Annotated in this window: 5 protein-coding genes; all 5 read left to right on the forward strand. The window is 76.9% G+C overall.

Annotation, left to right across the window (positions count from 1 at the left end; translation table 11 throughout):
• Nucleotides 1-175: 175 nt before the first annotated feature.
• Genes OG617_RS27175 through OG617_RS27195 form a run of 5 tightly spaced genes read left to right on the forward strand, consistent with a single transcriptional unit; the run spans nucleotide 176 to nucleotide 18,246 of the window.
• Entirely contained in the window at nucleotides 176-3,754 is a 3,579-nt protein-coding gene (locus OG617_RS27175) for an amino acid adenylation domain-containing protein (protein ID WP_405095787.1), read from the forward strand.
• The gene (locus OG617_RS27180; RefSeq protein ID WP_405095788.1) at nucleotides 3,751-6,909 is read left to right on the forward strand and encodes a thioesterase domain-containing protein; all 3,159 of its coding nucleotides are present in this window, start codon (nucleotides 3,751-3,753) and stop codon (nucleotides 6,907-6,909) included. Before OG617_RS27175 ends, OG617_RS27180 begins: the two co-directional genes overlap by 4 nt.
• Nucleotides 6,906-9,215 carry a lantibiotic dehydratase gene (locus OG617_RS27185; protein ID WP_405095789.1) on the forward strand — a complete coding sequence of 770 codons (2,310 nt, stop codon included), beginning with the start codon at nucleotides 6,906-6,908 and terminating at the stop codon, nucleotides 9,213-9,215. The genes OG617_RS27180 and OG617_RS27185 overlap by 4 nt, the downstream gene beginning before the upstream one ends.
• A complete protein-coding gene (locus OG617_RS27190) occupies nucleotides 9,212-12,730 on the forward strand; it encodes an amino acid adenylation domain-containing protein (RefSeq protein WP_405095790.1) in 3,519 nt (1,172 codons plus the stop codon). The genes OG617_RS27185 and OG617_RS27190 overlap by 4 nt, the downstream gene beginning before the upstream one ends.
• Before the next feature lie 14 nt (nucleotides 12,731-12,744).
• Nucleotides 12,745-18,246, forward strand: a complete 5,502-nt coding sequence (locus OG617_RS27195) for an SDR family NAD(P)-dependent oxidoreductase (RefSeq protein ID WP_405095791.1) — start codon at nucleotides 12,745-12,747, stop codon at nucleotides 18,244-18,246.
• Nucleotides 18,247-18,253: the final 7 nt, after the last annotated feature.

The following is an 18,253-nucleotide window of genomic DNA, read 5'->3' on the forward strand; positions in this document are numbered from 1 at the left end:
TCCGGCCGTCCCGGGCGGGCGTCGTCGGCTCTTCGGTCCGACTCCAATCGATGATCTTGCGCCCCAGTTGCCGGCCCATATGCTGCATCCATTGTGTAGTCCTGGGGGGGGATCGTGATCACAGTGACCGGATGTCGCGCGCCCGTCGACGGTGCCGCGGCCCGCGCCCGCTGACATGGAAAAACACGCCATCATCGGTCGATTCGCCCGCCTCGCGGCCGAGGCCCCGGCCCGTCCCGCCCTGCTCGGCGAGGGACCTGCGGTCAGCTACGCCGACCTCGCCGCCGCCGCCGGGGGGCACGCCGCGCTGCTCGCCAGCGCCGGGGTCCGTCCCGGCGAGCGGGTCGCCCTGCTCACCCCGCACGGCGCGCCGACCGTCGCGGCGCTCCTCGGCGCGCTCGCCGCCGGCTGCGCGTACGTGCCGCTGGACCCGGGCTTCCCCGTCGACCGGCTGCGGCACATGCTCGCCGCCGCCGACGTGCACGCCGTGCTGGCCGCCCCGGAACACCGGGAACTGGCCGCCCGGCTCGCCGTCGACCGCCCCGGCACCGCCGTGCTGACCACCGACGCGGTGGCCCCCGGGCCGCTGCGCCCGACCCCGGTCGACCCGGACGCGCTGGCGTACGTGCTGTTCACCTCCGGCTCGACCGGGCTGCCGAAGGCGGTCGGGCAGACCCACCGCAACCTCGCCCACGTCGTCGACAACCAGATCGACACCCTGGCCGTCGGCCCGGACGACCGGCTCAGCCTGCTCGCCTCGTTCAGCTTCGACGCGGCCATCCCCGACCTGTACCCGGCGCTGCTCACCGGCGCTGCCGTCGTCCCGGTCGACCTGCGCCGGCACGGCCTCGCCCACGCCGTCGACCAGCTCGTCCGGCACCGGGTCACCGTCTACCACTCCACCCCCACCGTGTACCGGTTCCTGCTCGACGCCCTCGGCGACCGGCGGCTGGACGCCGTCCGGGCGGTGCTGCTCGGCGGGGAGCAGGCCACCTTCGCCGACGCCGCCCGGGGGCGGGACCGGTTCGCCCCCGACTGCGTCCTGGTCAACGGCTACGGCGCGACCGAGATGACGTTCGCCGCCCGGTACGCGCTGCCGCTGGCCGACGCCGACCCCGCCGCCACCGGCCCGCTGCCGATCGGCACCGCGCTCCCCGGCTACGAGGTGGACCTCGCCGGAGACAGCGGCAAGGACCAGGACAGCGGCGAGGCCCCGGACAGCGGCGAGGCCCCGGACAGCGGCGAGATCGTGGTGCGCGGCCGGCACGTCGCCGCCGGCTACCTCGACAGGGCCGACGACCGGTTCACCCGGGAGCCCGACGGAATCTGGTCGTACCGGACCGGAGACCTCGGCGCGCGACTGCCCGGCGGCGGGCTGGTCTGCCTCGGCCGGCTCGACCGGCAGGTCAAGGTGCGCGGGTTCCGGGTCGAGCTGACCGAGATCGAGGCCGTCCTCGCCGCCCAGAGCGGCGTCGGCGCGGTCCGCGCCATCGCCCGCGACGGCGAGCTGCTCGCGTACGCCCGACCGGCCGGCGGGCCCCTCGACCCGGCGGCCCTGCGCGCCGCCCTCGCCCGGCGGCTGCCGGAGTACGCGCTGCCCCGCGCCGTCGTGGTGATCGACGAGTTCCCGCTCACCGTCACCGGCAAGGTCGACGAGCGGGCGCTGCCCGACCCGGCCCGGGACGCCCCGGCGGGGGAGGAGCCGGCCACCGCCACCGAGCGGGCCGTGCACGACATCTGGTGCGCGGTGCTGGGCCGCCCGGCGGTCGCCCGCACCGCCAGCTTCTTCGACGTCGGCGGCCAGTCGCTGCTGCTCGGCGTGGTCCAGCAGCGCCTCGCCGAGCGGTTCGGGGTGCGCCCGCCCCTGCTGCGGCTGTTCGAGAACCCCACGGTCGAGGCGCAGGCCCGCCTCGTCGACGCCCCGCCCGCGCCCGACCGCGCCCCGGTCGGGCCGGCCCCGGTCGCGCCGGCCGCCCGCGAGTACACCGGCGACGAGATCGCGGTGGTGGGGATGGCCGGCCGCTTCCCCGGCGCGGAGGACCTGGCGACCTTCTGGTGGAACCTCTGCGCCGGGGTCGACGCGATCCACGACCACACCGACGAGGAACTGGCCGCCCTGGGCATCGGCCCACGGCTGCTCGCCGACCCCCGGCACGTCCGGGCCACCGGACGGCTCGACGCCGTGGCCGACTTCGACGCCGACTTCTTCGCCTTCGGCGCGCAGGAGGCCGCCCGCACCGACCCGCAGCACCGGCTGTTCCTGGAGACCGCGTGGGAGGCACTGGAGGACGCCGGGCACGACCCGTCGCGGTTCCCCGGTCTGGTCGGCGTGTACTCGGCCACCTCCGCGAACCGGTACTTCCTGTTCCACCTCATGGACAACCCGGCCGTCGTCGGCGACGTCGACCCCGACGACTGGGAGGCCCGGCTGGTCGGCCGGCAGTCCACCGACCACCTGCCCGGCCAGGTCTCGTACCGGCTCGGGCTGACCGGGCCGGCGATGGCCGTGCAGAGCGCCTGCTCCAGCTCGCTGGTCGCGGTCTGCGTCGCCGCCCAGAGCCTCGCCGACTACCAGTGCGACATCGCCCTGGCCGGCGGGGTCAACGTGACCTGGCCCCGGTACCGGCACACCGCCGGCGGGATGGCCTCCCCGGACGGCCGGTGCCGGGCCTTCGACGAGGCCGCCAACGGCTCCGGCTTCGGCTCCGGGGTCGGCGTGGTCGCGCTGCGCCGGCTCGCCGACGCCCAGGCCGACGGGGACCGCGTCTACGCGGTGCTGCCCGGCTGGGCGGTCACCAACGACGGCGCCGACCGGGCCGGCTTCGCGGTGCCCGGTCCCACCGGGCAGGCCGCCGCCGTGGCCGGCGCGCTCGCCGCCGCCGAGGTCGCCCCCGGCGAGGTCCGGTTCATCGAGGCGCACGGCAGCGGCACCCCGCTGGGCGACGCCCTGGAGGTCGCCGCCCTGCACGAGGTGTACGGGGGAGCCGCGCCCGCCGAGTCCTGCGCGCTGGGCTCGGTGAAGACCAACATCGGTCACCTCGACGCCGCCGCCGGCATCGCCGGGCTGATCAAGACGGTGCTCGCCGTCCAGCACGGCGTCATCCCGCCGAACCTGCACTTCACCCGGCCGCACCCGGAGATCGACCTCGCCGGCGGCCCGTTCCACGTGCCGACGAAGGCCCGGGACTGGCCGCAGGCGGCCCGCCGGGTGGCCGGGGTCAGCTCGTTCGGGCTCGGCGGCACCAACGCCCACGTGGTCGTCGAGCAGCCGCCACCGGCCGAGCCGGCCGACGTCCCGGACGCGGCGGAGCACCTGCTGCCGGTGTCGGCGCGTAACCCGGCGGCGCTGTGGGCGGCGCTGGCCCGGCTGCGGCGGCACCTGGCCGGCGCGGCCCCGGCGCTGGCCGACGTGGCCGCGACCCTCGCGCTCGGCCGCCGGGCCTTCGCCTGCCGGGCGGCGGTCGTGGCGGGCGACCTCGCCGACGCCCTGGCCGGCCTGGACGCCCTGCTCGCCGCCGGCACCCTGCCCGCCGGCGATGCACTGCCCCCGGCGGACGGCATGCTCGCCGCCGACGGTCGGGTCGCCGGACCGCCCGGCGAACTGCGCGACCTCGCCGGTGACTGGGTGGCCGGGCGGGACGTCGACCTCACGGCCCTGCACCCCGAGGGCCGCGTCCGGCGCACCGGGCTGCCCACCTACCCGTTCCAGCGCCAGCGGCACTGGATCGACCCCCCTCAGAGAGGCCTGCGGTGAACTGGTTCGTCTCCGCCGGAAGCCGACCCCAGGCGCCGGTGCGGTTGTTCTGCCTGCCCTACGCCGGTGCCGGCGCGAGCGCGTTCCGCGGCTGGCAGCGGGAGTTCGGCGCCGACGTCGAGGTGCTGCCGGTGCAACTGCCCGGCCGGGAGAACCGGATCAGCGAGGACCCGAACTTCACCGTCGCCGACGTCGCCGCCGCGATCGCCGGGCGGGCCGACCGGCCGTACGCGATCTACGGCCACTCGATGGGCGGGCGGGTCGGCTTCGAGGTGGTCCGCGAGCTGCGCCGCACCGGCGGGCCGCTGCCGCTGCGGCTGTACGTGGGCGGTGCCCGGGCCCCGCACGTCGACGACGCCAGCCTCTTCGACGGGCTGTCCCGGGTGGACGACGACGAGCTGCTGCGCCGGCTCGGCGACGGCGGCGGACTGCCGGCCGGCGTGCTGGAGCACCCCGAGCTGGTGGAGCTGCTGCTGCCGCTGCTGCGCGCGGACTTCGGCCGGGTGGACAGCTACCGGTACGTCCCGGGCGAGCCGCTGCCGGTGCCGGTCGTGGCGTTCAGCGGGCGGTCCGACCGGGCGGTGAGCCACGCGCAGAGCATCGCCTGGGAGCGGCACACCTCCGCCGGGTTCACCCTGCACGAGATCGCCGGCGGGCACTTCTTCCTGCACGACCGCCTCCCCGAGTTGGCCGCGACGATCAGCGCCGACCTCACGAACGCCGTCCGGGTCGCCGGCGCGAACGGGACCGCACCGGCCCCGGACGGCCCCCCGGCGACGGCCGGCCCGGCTGATCCGAGGGACGACCAGCAGGCGGCCGGCGCGGCGACCACGACGGACGCGGCCGGCCACCGGGTGCCGCTGGGTGACACCGGCTGGTCGGTGTGGCGCGACGCGATCCTGCGCACCACCGGTTTCCCCGCCGACGGGCTCACCGCGCTCGGCGCCCCGCAGGCCGCCGCCGCGGCCGACGAACTGATCGCCACCGGCACCGGGGAGGAGCGGTTCGACAAGGAGTTCGCCGAGGCCCTCACCGCCACCGCCGGCCGGCTGAGCGAGCTGGCCGCCGACCCGCTGCTGCGCGAGGCCGTCACCTGGCAGAACCGCAACGCACTGCTCGCCCTCGACGGGCTGGCCCGTGGCGGCGCGGACGCGCCCCGCAACGTGCGCCGCAGGGATCGCGAGCGGGCCCTGCTCAAGTACTGGCAGCGCTACTGCGGCAAGAACGAGACCGTCGGCTTCTTCGGCCCGAGCTGCTGGGTCACCCTCGACCCGGAGCTGGCCGACACCGCCCGGGTGCTCCCCGGCGCGGCGCTGACCCGGCGGCGCTGGGTGTGGTTCGAATCGTGGGCGCTGTCCGCGTACGGCGACCGGATCGGCGCCGACCTCGCGGTGCGGCAGTGGTGGCCGCCGATGCTCCAGCCCCACCTGAGCCTGCGCGGCCGGGCCGTGCTGCGGCCCGGCCGCCCACCGGTCACCCTCACCCCCGTCGAGGCGGCCCTGCTCGCCGCCGCCGACGGCCACCGCCCCGCCCGCGACCTGGTCACCGACCCGGCCGTCGGGCTGCGCCGCGCCGAGGACGGCTACGCGCTGCTGGACCGGCTGGTCGAGCGGGAGCTGATCACCTGGGACGCCGCCCTGCCGGTCGCCCCCGACGCCGAGGACGTGCTCGCGGCCCGGATCGACGCCGTCGGCGACGAGCCCGCCCGCCGGGCCGCCCAGGCCGGGCTGGACCGGCTGCGCGCCGCCCGCGACGAGGTGGCCGGCGCGGCCGGCGACCCCGACCGGCTGCGCGCCGCCCTCGACCGGCTCGACGAGACGTTCACCGAGCTGACCGGCCAGCCGGCCAGCCGCCGCGCCGGCCAGATGTATGCCGGGCGCACCCTCTGCTACGAGGACACCGCCCGCGACCTCGACGTGGCCTTCGGCGCCCCGCTGCTGGCCGACCTGGCCGCCCCGCTCGCCGTGCTGCTGCGGGCCGCCCGCTGGCTGGCCGGCGAGCTGGAGCAGGCGTACGGGGCGACGTTCCGCGAGCTGTACGACGAGCTGCGCGCCGAGGCCGGCGACGGCCCGGTGTCGCTGGCCGACCTGTGGTTCCTCGTGCAGGGCCTGTTCTGGGGCTCCGGCGAGCGGCCCGTCGACGCGGTCGCCGCCGAGTTCGCCGCCCGCTGGGCCGGGCTGTTCGGCCTGGCCGACCTGCCCCCGGGCGGCACCGAGGTACGGCTGTCCGTCGCCGGCCTGGCCGACCGGGCCGCCGAGGTGTTCCCGGCCCGCGCGAGCGAGTGGACCAGCGCACGGCTGCACAGCCCAGACCTCCAGATCTGCGCCACCGACGCCGACGCCCTCGCCCGTGGCGACTACACCGTCGTGCTCGGCGAGCTGCACGCCGCCTGGCCGTCCTTCGACTGCCAGGTGTTCACCCCGTCCCACCCGGACGTCGAGCGGCTGCGCGCGGCGCTGGCCGCGGACCTGGGCACGCACCGGATGCGGCTGCTGTTCCCGGGCGATTGGCCCCGCCGCACCAGCCGCACCGCCGAGGCGCTGGTCGGCCCGACCGACCGGCAGCTCGCGTTCCAGCCCGCGCCGGGCGTCGACCCGGACCGGGTGCTGCCCACCGTGGACCTGACCGTGTCCGATTCCGACGGCCGGCTCGTGGCCACCGCCCGAGACGGGTCCCGTTGGCCGCTGACCGAGGTGTTCGCCGGGCTGCTCAGCGGCCACGCGGTCGACGGGTTCAAGCTGGTCGCCGCCGCCCCGTACACGCCCCGGATCACCCTGGACCGGCTGGTGGTGGCCCGGCAGACCTGGCGTACCACGGTGGGGGAGTGCGGCCTGGCCGACGTCACCAGCGAGCGGGACCGGTTCCTCGCCGTCCGCCGCTGGCGGCGCGAGAAGGGCCTCCCCGAGCTGGTGTACGTCAAGCTCGGCACCGAGACCAAGCCCTGCTTCGTCGACCTGGGCAGCCCCGCGTACGCCGCGATGTTCAGCGCCATGGTCCGGGCGGCCCGCAAGGACGGCGGGGACGGGGTGTCGCTGACCGTCAGCGAGATGCTGCCGACCCCCGGCGACGCCTGGGTGCCCGACGGCGCCGGGCGGCGCTACTTCAGCGAGCTGCGGCTGCACATTGTCGACGACGAGGGGCGGTCCGGCCGATGAATCACCTGCTGCCACTGGGTGACACCGGCTGGTCGGTGTGGCGGGACGCGATCCTGCGCACCGCCGGCTTCCCCGCCGCCGGGCTCGACCGGTTCGCCGCGCCGGAGGCCGCGGCCACCGCCGACGGGCTGCTCGCCGGCCAGTTCACCGCCGAGGTCTGCGAGAAGGCGGTCCTCGAGGCGTTCGCGCGGTCCTCCGCCACGCTCGGCGAGATCTGCGCCGACCCGCTGCTGCGGGAGGCCGTCACCTGGCAGAACCCCGACATGCTGGTGGCCCTGGACGGGTTGCTGCGCACCGACCCGGGGGCGCGCAACTCCCGCCGCCGCAGGCGGGAGATCGCGGTGCTGCGGTACTGGCAGCGCTACTGCGGCAAGGCCGAGACCATCGGCTTCTTCGGGCCGGTCTGCTGGGGCGTCATCGACCCCGACACCGCCGGGACCCGGCTGACCCCGGGGCCCCGCCTGGTCGACCGGCGCGAGGTGCACTTCGAGGCGTGGGCGCTGATGGCGTACGCCGACCGGCTCGCCGACGACCTCGCGGTGCGCCGGTGGTGGGCGCCGGTGCTGCCACCCCACCTGGCCCTCGACGGGCGCCGGCTGCGTCGGGCGCTGCATCCGTCGGTCGAGCTGTCCGCGCTGGAGGCCCGGCTGCTGGCCGGCTGCGACGGCCACACCCCCGCCGGGGAGCTGGTGGAGCGGCTGTGCGCCGACGGCGACGCCGGGCTGCGCCGCGCCGACGACGGGTTCCTGCTGCTCGACCGGCTGGTCGAGCGCGACCTGCTCACCTGGGACGCCGGCCTGCCGAACAGCCCCCGCGCCGAGCAGGTGCTCGCCGCGCGGATCGCCGCGATCGGCGACCCCGCGGTGCGGGCCGGGGTCGCCGGCGACTTCGACCGGCTCCGTGCCGCCCGCGACGAGGTGGCCGCCGCGGCCGGTGACCCCGACCGGCTCGCCGCCGCCCTGGCCGCCCTGAACGCCGAGTTCACCGCCGTCACCGGCCGGCCGGCCAGCCGGCACAGCGGGCAGATGTACACCGGCCGCACGGTGGTCTACGAGGACACCGGGCGGGACCTGGACTTCGCCGTCGGCTCCGCTGTGCTCGACGCGCTCGCCGCGCCGCTGGCGATCGTGCTGCGGGCCGCCCGCTGGCTCACCGCCGAGATCGGCGCCGCCTGCGAGCGGATCCTGGCCGAGCTGCACGCCGAGCAGGCCACCGAGGGGCCGGTCCGGCTGGCCGACATCTGGCCGCTCGCCCAGGGGCTGATCCTCGCCCCCGACGGCCCGGTCGCGGCGGCCAGCGCCAGCTTCACCGCCCGGTGGGCCGAGCTGTTCGGGCTCGACACCGTTGCCGCCGGGCAGCCGGAGCTGCGGCTGCGCAGCGCCGACCTGGCCGCCCGGGCCGAGGCGATCTTCCCGGCCACCGCCCCCGGCTGGCCCTCCGCCCGGTCACACAGCCCCGACGTGCAGATCAGCGCCACCGACGTGGCGGCGCTCAACCGGGGGGAGTTCCTGCTCGTCCTCGGTGAGCTGCACCCGGCGATGGTGCCGTTCGACAGCGCGGTGCTCAGCCCGTTCCACCCCGACCCGGCGACGCTGCGCGCGGGCATCGACGCCGACCTGGGTGCGGCCCGCGTCCGGCTGCTCTACCCGGAGGGGTTCCCGCGGCAGGCCACCCGCACCACCTGGCACTTCGACGGGCCCGGCGACCGGCAGTTCGGCATCGACACCGCCCGCGGCGGCGACCGCGAGCGGCTGGTCGCGGCCAGCGCCGTGCGGGTGGAGGACACCGGGGACGGGCTGATCGCGGTCACCCCCGACGGCGGCCGGTGGCCGTTGGTGGAGGTCTTCGCCCACCTGCTCGGCGTCCTGCTGCTGGACAGCTTCAAGCTGCTCGCCCCGGCCCCCACCACCCCCCGGATCACCATCGACCGGCTGGTCGTGGCCCGGCGCACCTGGCGCACCACCGTCGCCGACAGCGGCCTGGCCGGGGTCACCGGCGACACCGGGCGGTACCTGGCGGTGCGTCGCTGGCGGGAGAGCCTGGGCCTGCCCGAGCGGGTGTTCATCAAGGTGGGCACCGAGGTCAAGCCCTGCTACTTCGACCTGACCGGCCCGCTGTACGCCCAGTCGCTGTGCGCGATGGTCGACGCCGCCGCCCGGACCACCCCGGACGTCTCGCTCACGGTCAGCGAGCTGCTGCCCGCCCCCGCCGACGCCTGGGTCACCGACGCGGCCGGGCACGGCTACGTCAGCGAGCTGCGCCTGCAGATCACCGATCCAGCCACCTACCGGGGAGAACACGGGTGACCGACATCCTGTCCATCAGCGCCGCGCACGGGGAGCCGCTGCCCTGGCCCGACGCCACGCTGGCCGAGCTGATCGCCGCCCAGGCCGCGCGGACCCCGGATGCGGTGGCGGTGCGCCAGTGGGACGAGCGGCTCACCTACCGGGAACTGGTCGGCCGGGCCGCCGGCGTGGCCGCCGCGCTGCGCGAGCACGGCGTCGGCCGGCAGAGCCGGGTCGGGGTGTGCGGCGAGCGCCGGCCCGACCTGGTGGTCACCGTCCTCGGCGTGCTGCTCGCGGGCGGCTGCTACGTGCCGCTGGAGCCGGGCGGCCCGCGCCGGCGGCTGCGCGAGATCGCCACCGACGCCGGGGTGCGGGTCGTCGTCGGCGACGCCGCCGAGGCCGAGTTCGGCGACGTGCCGGGCGTGCAGACCGTCGCGCTGCCCGGCCCCGCCCCGCTCGCACCCTGCCCGGCCCGCCCCGGCGACCCGGCGTACGTGCTGTTCACCTCCGGCTCCACCGGCCGGCCCAAGGGGGTGCTCACCACCCACCGCAACGTCGTCGAGTTCGTCACCGGCTGCGCGGCCCTGTCCGGCGCGGACGCCTCGGTGCGCAGCCTCGGCATCGCCTCGCTCGGCTTCGACGCGGCCGTCATCGACCTGTTCGTCCCGCTGCTGCTCGGCGGCGCGGTGCAGCTCCTCGGCACCGACGACCGGTCCGACCCGGCGCGGCTGACCCGGTTCGTCGCCGAGCACGAGGTGAACTGGGGCTTCATCACCCCGACCGTGCTGTCCATGCTGGACCCGGCCGAGCTGCCCGGCTGGCGCACCGTGCTCTGCGGCGGCGAGGCCGTGCCGGCCGAGTTGGCCGCCCGCTGGGTGCCCGGCCGGCGCTTCATCAACAGCTACGGCCCCACCGAGACCACGGTGGTGGTGGTCAGCGGCGAGCTGACCGCCGCCGAGACGGACCCGGTGCCGATCGGCCTTCCGGTGCCCAACCACCGGGCGTACGTGGTCGACGCCGAGCTGCGCCCGGTGCCGCCGGGGGAGACCGGTGAGCTGCTGATCGGCGGCCCCGGCCTGGCCGACGGGTACCTCGACCGGCCCGGCCTGACCGCCGAGCGGTTCGTGCCCGACCCGTTCTCCGGGCTGCCCGGGGAGCGGCTGTACCGCACCGGCGACCTGGTCACCCAGGCCCCCGACGGGCGGATCGTCTACCACGGCCGGGCCGACCGGCAGGTCAAGATCCGTGGGCAGCGCATCGAGCCGGGCGAGGTCGAGGCCGTCCTCGCCGGGCTGCCCGGCGTCGACCGGGTCGCCGTCGAGGCCGTCGACGGGCCGGCCGGCGCCGAGCTGGTCGCGTTCCTCACCCCCGCCGACGCCCCCGACGACGCGGCGCTGCGCGCGTACGCCGAGCCCCGGCTGACCGCCGCCATGCGCCCGGCCCGGACGGTGCGCCTGGCCGCGCTGCCGGTCGGCCCGATCACCGGGAAGCTGGACCGCCCGGCGCTGCGCGCCCTGGCCGCCGCCGCCCGCCCCGCGCCGGTGGCCGACGGCGGGCCGGCCGACGCCGACCCGGTCACCCGGGCCGTGGCCCGGGCCTGGGCCCGGCTGCTCGGCGCCGCCCCCGGCCCGGGCACCGACTTCCTCGCCGCCGGCGGGAACTCCATCGCCGCGATGCGGCTGGTCGCCGCGCTCCGGGCCGAGCTGGGCCGGCACGTCGACACCCGGGACGTGTTCGCCGGCCGCACCCTGACCGGCCTCGTCGAGCGGATCACCGCCGCCGCCCCGGACCCCGGCGACGGGCTGACCACCGGCAACCCGCCCACCCTGTCCCCGCCGCAGCGCCGGCTGTGGTTCGTCGACCAACTCGCCCCGTCCAGCGCGCCCTACAACATCGCGGTGGCCCACCGGCTGCGCGGCGAGCTGGACGTCCCCGCCCTCGGCGCGGCCCTGCGCGCCGTGGCCGAGCGGCACGACGTGCTGCGCTGGCGCATCCCGCAGACCGCCGGGGTGCCGTACGCGGTGTGCGAGGAACCCACCGACGTGGCGGTGCCGGTGGTCGACCTGACCGGCGGTGCGGACCCGGAGGCGGAGCTGGCCGGGATGCTCGCCGCCGGCGCGGCGCACGCGTTCGACCTGGCCACCGGGCCGCCCTGGCAGGTCGCCGTGTACCGGCTCGGACCGGACGCCCACGTGCTCGCGATCACCTGGCACCACGCCGTGTTCGACGGCTGGTCCGAGGCGGTGTTCTACGACGACCTCGCCGCGGCGTACGCGCTGGCCGTGGTCGGCGCGGCCCCCGCCCTGCCCGCCGTGGCCGCCCGGTACGCCGACTACGCCGTCTGGCGGGCCGAGCGCGACCGCCGGCGCGGCGCCGAGGACCTGGACTGGTGGGCCGGGCACCTGCGCGGCGCGCCGACCGTGCTGGACCTGCCCCGCGACCGGCCCCGCCCCGCCGTGCAGACGTACGCCGGCGTGGAGGCCGCGGTCACCCTGTCCGCCGAGGCGGACCGGGCGGTGCGGGCGCTGGCCGAGCGTCGCGGCACGGGCGTGGCGGCGGTGCTGCTGGCCGGCTTCGGCGAGCTGCTGAGCCGGCTCACCGGCGGCGACGACCACGTCGTCGGCGCGATCGTCGCCGACCGGCGGCTGGCCGCGTTCGACGACGTCGTCGGGTTCTTCATCGACACCGTGCCGGTGCGGGTACGCACCGGCGGGGCGAGCTTCGCCGAGCTGGTCGACCGCTGCGCGGCCGAACTGCACGACGCCACCGCCCACCCCGGCGCGCCGCTGGAGAAGATCGTCGAGGCGCTCGGCGTCGGCCGGGACACCTCCCGGGCGCCGCTGGTGCAGGTGCTGTTCAACGTGCTCAACTTCGCCCAGCCCCGGCTGGCGCTGACCGGGCTGACCGGGGAGCCCGCGCCGGTGCCCAAGCCCGGCTCCCCGTTCGACCTCACCATCTACGTGGCGGAGCGGGCCGGCCGGCTCGGCGTCGAGGTGGTGCACAACCCGGACCTGTTCGACGCCGACCGGATCGACGCGCTGCTGGCCGACCTGGCCGACCTGGTCGGTGCGCTGGTCGCCAGCCCCGACGCGCCGGCCGGCGAGGTCGCCGCCGAGCTGCCCCGGCCGACCGTGCGCACCGCCCAGCTCGGCGCGATGACCGTCGCCGCGACCGCCGAGCCCGCGCGGACGGTGGCGCTGCCCGCCGGCCCGGACGCGCTCACCGACACCGAGGAACTGGTCGCCGGCATCTGGCGGGAGGTCCTGGAACGTGACCGGGTCGGGGTCACCGACAACTTCTTCGACATCGGCGGGCACTCCCTCGCCCTGGCCGCCGTGCACGCCCGGCTGACCGCAGCCACCGGCCGGTCGATCGCGATGCTCGACCTGTTCCGCCACCCCACCGTCCGGGCCCTCGCCGCCCACCTCGACGGCGCGGCCGACCGACCGGAACTGGCCCGGGCCGCGCTGCGGGCCGCAGCCCGTCGCAGCCGGACCCGACGTATCCCTCCCCGCCGCCCCGGCGGCACCGCGTGATGAAGGACGACCTGATGGACAACGCGATCGAAACCGACCACCCCGCCGACGACGGCATCGAGCCGATCGCGATCGTCGGGCTGGCCGCCCGGCTGCCCGGCGCCGCCGACGTGCACGAGTTCTGGCGCAACCTGGTCGACGGCGTCGAGTCGGTCACCGAGCTGACCCGCGAGGAGCAGCTCGCCCGGGGCGTCACCCCCGAGGAGCTCGACGACCCGGGCTGGGTCAACAAGGCCCCGCTGATCGACGGGTACGACCAGTTCGACGCCGGCCTGTTCGGGATGACCGCCCGGGAGACCGAGGTCACCGACCCGCAGCACCGGCTGTTCCTGGAGACCTGCTACACCGCCCTGCAGGACGCCGGCTACGACCCGGCCCGCTACGACGGCGCGGTCGGCGTGTACGCCGGCACCGGCGGCACCGCGTACCTCCACCGCAACGTGCTGCACAACAAGCGGGTCGGCGGCAACCCGCACAACGCCGTCTCCATCGCCACCAGCAACTCGCCCAACTACGTGGCGACCGGCGTGTCGTACCGGCTGGACCTGCGCGGGCCCAGCCTGACCGTGCACACCGCCTGCTCCACCTCCCTGGTCGCCTTCCACCTCGCCTGCGAGGCGCTGCGCAACGGCGAGTGCGACATGGCCCTCGCGGGCGGCGTCAACATCGAGCTGCCGCACGCCGGGTACCTCGGCATGGACGGCTTCACCTCCCCCGATGGGCGGTGCCGGCCGTTCGACGCGGAGGCGAACGGCACCATGTGGGGCAGCGGCGTCGGGGTGACCCTGCTCAAGCGCCTGTCCGACGCGATCGCCGACGGCGACCACATCCGCGCCGTGGTGCTCGGCAACGCCATCAACAACGACGGCGCCGGCAAGGTCGGCTTCACCGCCCCCAGCGTCGACGGGCAGATGGAGGCCGTCGCCCAGGCCGTCGGGATGGCCGCGGTCGACCCGCGCACCATCAGCTACGTCGAGGCGCACGGCACCGGCACCGCGATGGGCGACCCGATCGAGGTCGCCGCCCTGTCCGCGGTGTACACGAAGGACACCGACGACCGGGGCTGGTGCGGCATCGGCTCGGTGAAGTCCAACATCGGCCACCTCAGCCAGCCCTCCGGCATCGTCAGCGTGATCAAGACGGTGCTGGCGATGGAGCACGGGCTGATCCCGCCGACCATCAACTACGAGACCCCGAACCCGGCGATCGAGTTCGCCGACACCCCGTTCTACGTGGCGAACACCCTCACCAAGTGGGACACCGACGGGACGCCCCGGCGGGCCGGGGTCAGCTCCTTCGGCATCGGCGGCACCAACGCCCACGTGGTGCTCGAAGAGGCGCCGGAGGCGTACCGCACCGACCGGCGGGTGCGCCCCGCGCAGCTGCTGCACGTGTCGGCGAAGACCGCCACCGCGCTGGAGACCGCCGTGGACCGGCTCGCCGAGCACCTCGCCGGCAACCCCGACGGGGCCGCGCACCTGGCCGACGTCGCGCACACCCTGCGGGTGGGCCGGCAGCAGTACGCGCACCGGGTCGCCGTGGTCGCCACCGACCTGCCCGACGCCGTCGCCGCCCTGCGTACCCCGCGTCGCCGGCAGGCCGGCGTCGCCGACGGCCCCGCGCCCCGGGTCGCCTTCCTCCTCTCCGGCCAGGGCAGCCAGTACGCCGGGATGGGCGCGCAGCTCTACGCCGAGGAGCCCGGCTACGCCGCCGTCGTCGACGAGTGCGCCGAGCTGCTCCGGGGCGAGTTGGGCCTGGACATCCGCGACCTGATCCTGGGCCGGGACCCGGAGGCCGCCGAGAAGCTGCTCCAGACCCGCTACACCCAGCCGGCCCTGTTCGTCGTCGAGTACGCCCTGGCCACGCACTGGCAGCGCGTCGGCGTCCGGCCGGCGGCGATGGCCGGGCACTCCATCGGCGAGTACGTCGCCGCGACCGTCGCCGGGGTGTTCGACCTGCCCGACGCGCTGCGGATCGTCGTAGCCCGGGGCCGGCTCATGCAGTCCCTGCCGGCCGGGTCGATGCTGGCCGTCCCGCTGGACGAGTCGGTGGTCGCCGGGCTGCTGCCCGAGGGTGTCTCGATCGCCACGGTCAACGGCCCCGGCACCTGCGTGGTGGCCGGGGAGTCCGCCGCGGTCGCCGCGTTCGCCGAGACCCTGAAGACCACCCGCAAGGTCAAGAGCAAGGCGCTGCGCACCTCGCACGCCTTCCACTCGCCGATGATGGACCCGATCCTCGCCGAGTTCACCGCGCTGATGGCCGCCGTGCCGCTGCGCGCGCCGAAGGTCCCGTTCCTGTCCAACGTCTCCGGCACCTGGATCACCGACGCGCAGGCCACCGACCCGGCGTACTGGGCGGCGCACCTGCGCCAGCCGGTGCGCTTCAGCGACTGCGTGGCCACCCTGCTCGCCGAGGGCACCTGGGCGCTGGTCGAGTGCGGCCCCGGCCGGCAGCTCGCCAACCTGGCCCGGATGCAGGTCGCGAAGGGCTCGCCGGAGCAGCGGGCGCTCGTCCCGCTGGGCAGCCTGCCCGGCCCGGGGGAGCCGGCCGGCGACCTGGCCGCCCTGCTCACCACCGCCGGGGCGCTGTGGTGCGCCGGCCTGCCCGTGCGTGCCGGCTCCGACCCGGACGCCCGGCGGGTGCCGCTGCCGACGTACCCGTTCGAGCGGCGCCGTTACTGGGTCGACCCGGACCCGGAGGAGCAGGTCGCCGCCGCCCCTGCCGAGACCGGCCCGCGGGCGCTGCCCGAGTGGTTCGCCGTGCCGGTGTGGCGCCAGGCCGCGCCCGCGCCGGCCACCGCCGCGTCCGGCCGCTGCCTGGTGCTGGCCGACGGCCCGCGCGGCGACGCGCTCGTCGCCGGCCTGCGCGCCGCCGGCGCCGAGATCGTCGAGGTACGCGCCGGCGACGCCTTCGCCGGCACCGACGGCGGCTGGGTGCTGCGCCCCGGCGTGCGCGAGGACCACGACGCGCTGGTCGCCGCCCTCGGCGACGACCTGCCCGAGCGGCTGGTGCACGCCTTCGCCCTCGACGGCGAGCCCACCGGCACCGACATCGCCGCCGGCTGGGCCGCCCAGGACCGGGGCTTCTTCAGCGCCCTGCACCTGGTGCAGGCCCTCGCCGGGGCCGGCCGCACCGCCGAGGACGGCTCGCTGGCCCTGGACCTGGTGACCGCCGGCATCGGCGACGTGACCGGCGCGGACCTGACCCGGCCCGAGCACGCCACCCTCACCGGCCTGGTCCGGGTGCTCCCCGTCGAGCTGCCCGGGCTGACCGTCCGGCTGCTCGACGCCGACCCCGCCGCCACCGGGGCGGACGCGCTGGTCGCCGAGCTGCGCCGCCCGGCCGACCCGGAGCACACCGAGGTGGCGCTGCGCGGCACCCGCCGCTGGGTCACCGGCTACGAGCAGGTGACCGTCGACGCCGAGGGCGAGTCCGGGGCGCTGCGCGAGGGCGGCCGGTACGTGATCACCGGTGGCCTCGGCGGCATCGGCATCACCCTGGCCGAGGACTTCGCCCGGCGGGCCCGGGCGAAGCTGGTGCTGCTGGCCCGCTCTGGCCTGCCGCCGCGCGAGCAGTGGGACGACCACCTCGCCGTGCACGGTTCCGGCCAGTCCGACCGGGCGGGCCGGGCGATCGCCGCGATCCGCCGGATGGAGGCGGCCGGCGCGTCGGTGCTGGTGCTCGCCGCCGACGTCACCGACCCGGCCGACCTGCGCCGGGTCCGGGCCGCCGCCGAGGCCGAGTTCGGTGGGATCGACGGCGTCGTGCACGCCGCCGGCCTGCCCGGCGGCGGCATGGCCGAGATCAAGGAGCGGGCCGAGGCCGAGCGGGTGCTCGCCCCGAAGCTCGCCGGCACCCTCGCCCTCGCCCAGGTCTTCGGCGATCTGCCGCTGGACTTCGTGGTGCTGTGCTCCTCGATCACCGCCGTGATCGGCGGCTTCGGCCAGGTCGACTACTGCGCGGCGAACAACTTCCTCGACGCGCACGCCCGCGCGGGCGCCGGCTGGTCCGCCCCGGTGGTGTCGCAGAACTGGGGCGGCTGGGCCGAGGTCGGCATGGCGGCGGAGAGCACCGCCCCGGCCGGGTTCCGGGCCCTGACCCGGGACACCGTCACCGCCGCCGTCGACCACCCGGTGCTCACCACGAAGGTGACCGGCCCGGAGGGCACCGTGCTGCACGGTCTGGTCTCCGCCGCCACCCACTGGCTGCTCGACGAGCACCGCATCGGCGGGGTGCCGGTGGTGCCGGGCACCGCCCACCTGGAGTCCGTCCGCGCCGCCGTGGCCGCCGCCGTCCCCGCCCCCGGCCCGGGCGCGGCGGTGGAGCTGCGCGACGTGGTGTTCCTGGAGCCCTTCTCGGTGCCCGACGGCTCGGTCGCCCAGTACCGGGTGGCGCTGACCGCCGCCGAGGACGGGTCGACGGAGTTCGTCGTGCAGAGCCTCACCGCCGGGGTGCTGCGCACCCACGTGCGCGGCGCGGCCGGCTGGACCACCGACCCCGCCCCGCCGGTGCGGGACCTCGCCGACGTGGTCGCCCGGTCCCGCCGGGTCGACGACGACTCGTCGTTCGGCCGGGGCCGCACCAGCATGCTGACCTTCGGGCCGCGCTGGCACTCGCTGGCCGAGCACCACCTCGCCGACGGCGAGGAGCTGGCCCTCGTCGAGGCGCCCGCCGAGGCCGTCGCCGACCTGGCCGGGTGGGGGCTGCACCCGGCCCTGCTGGACGTGGCCACCGCGTTCGGCCGGGGCCAGGGCTCGGGCACCTACCTGCCGCTGTCGTACGGGCGGATCGTGGTGCGCGGAACGCTGCCGCAGCGGTTCCACAGCCACCTGCGCCACCGCGACGGCGGAACCGACGAGGTGATCACCGCCGACCTGAGCCTGACCGACGCGTCCGGCCGGGAGCTGGTCGCGATCAGCGACTTCGTGCTGCGCCGGGTGGACCAGTCGGCGGTCACCGGTGGGCTCACCGCCGACGCTGCCCCGGCCGGGTCCGCCCCGGCCGCCGACGTTCCCGGCGAGGACATCCGGCCGGTGGACGGCGCGGAGGCGTTCCGGCGCAGCCTCACCGCCGGGCTCGGTGCCCAGGTGGTGATCGCCACCCGGTCGGTGGCCGACATCCGGCGCCGCGCCGCCCGGGTCACCACCGGGAGCCTGGAGTCGGAGACCGACCCGACCGTGTCCACCGCGATGGTGGAGGCCGGCGGCTCGTCGGCGCCGCGCACCGAACTGGAGGCCACCGTCGCCCAGGTGTGGCGCGACGGCCTCGGGGTGCCGGTGGTGGGCGTGGACGACGACTTCTTCGCCCTCGGCGGCAACTCCCTCGTCGCGGTGCAGCTCATCGCGTCGATGCGCAAGGCGACCGGGGTGCGGCTGCCGATGCGCAGCCTCTTCGAGACGCCCACCGTCGCCGGGCTGGCCGCCCGGATCGAGGAGTTGCGCGCCGAGGCGTCCGCCGCGGCCGAGCCGGCCGTCCCGGCGGCGACCACGAGCATCCCGCGGCTGCCCCGCGCGTGAGGACCGA

Origin of the sequence: Micromonospora sp. NBC_01412 (genome assembly GCF_045040215.1) — a bacterium.
Classification (GTDB): domain Bacteria; phylum Actinomycetota; class Actinomycetes; order Mycobacteriales; family Micromonosporaceae; genus Micromonospora; species Micromonospora rubida.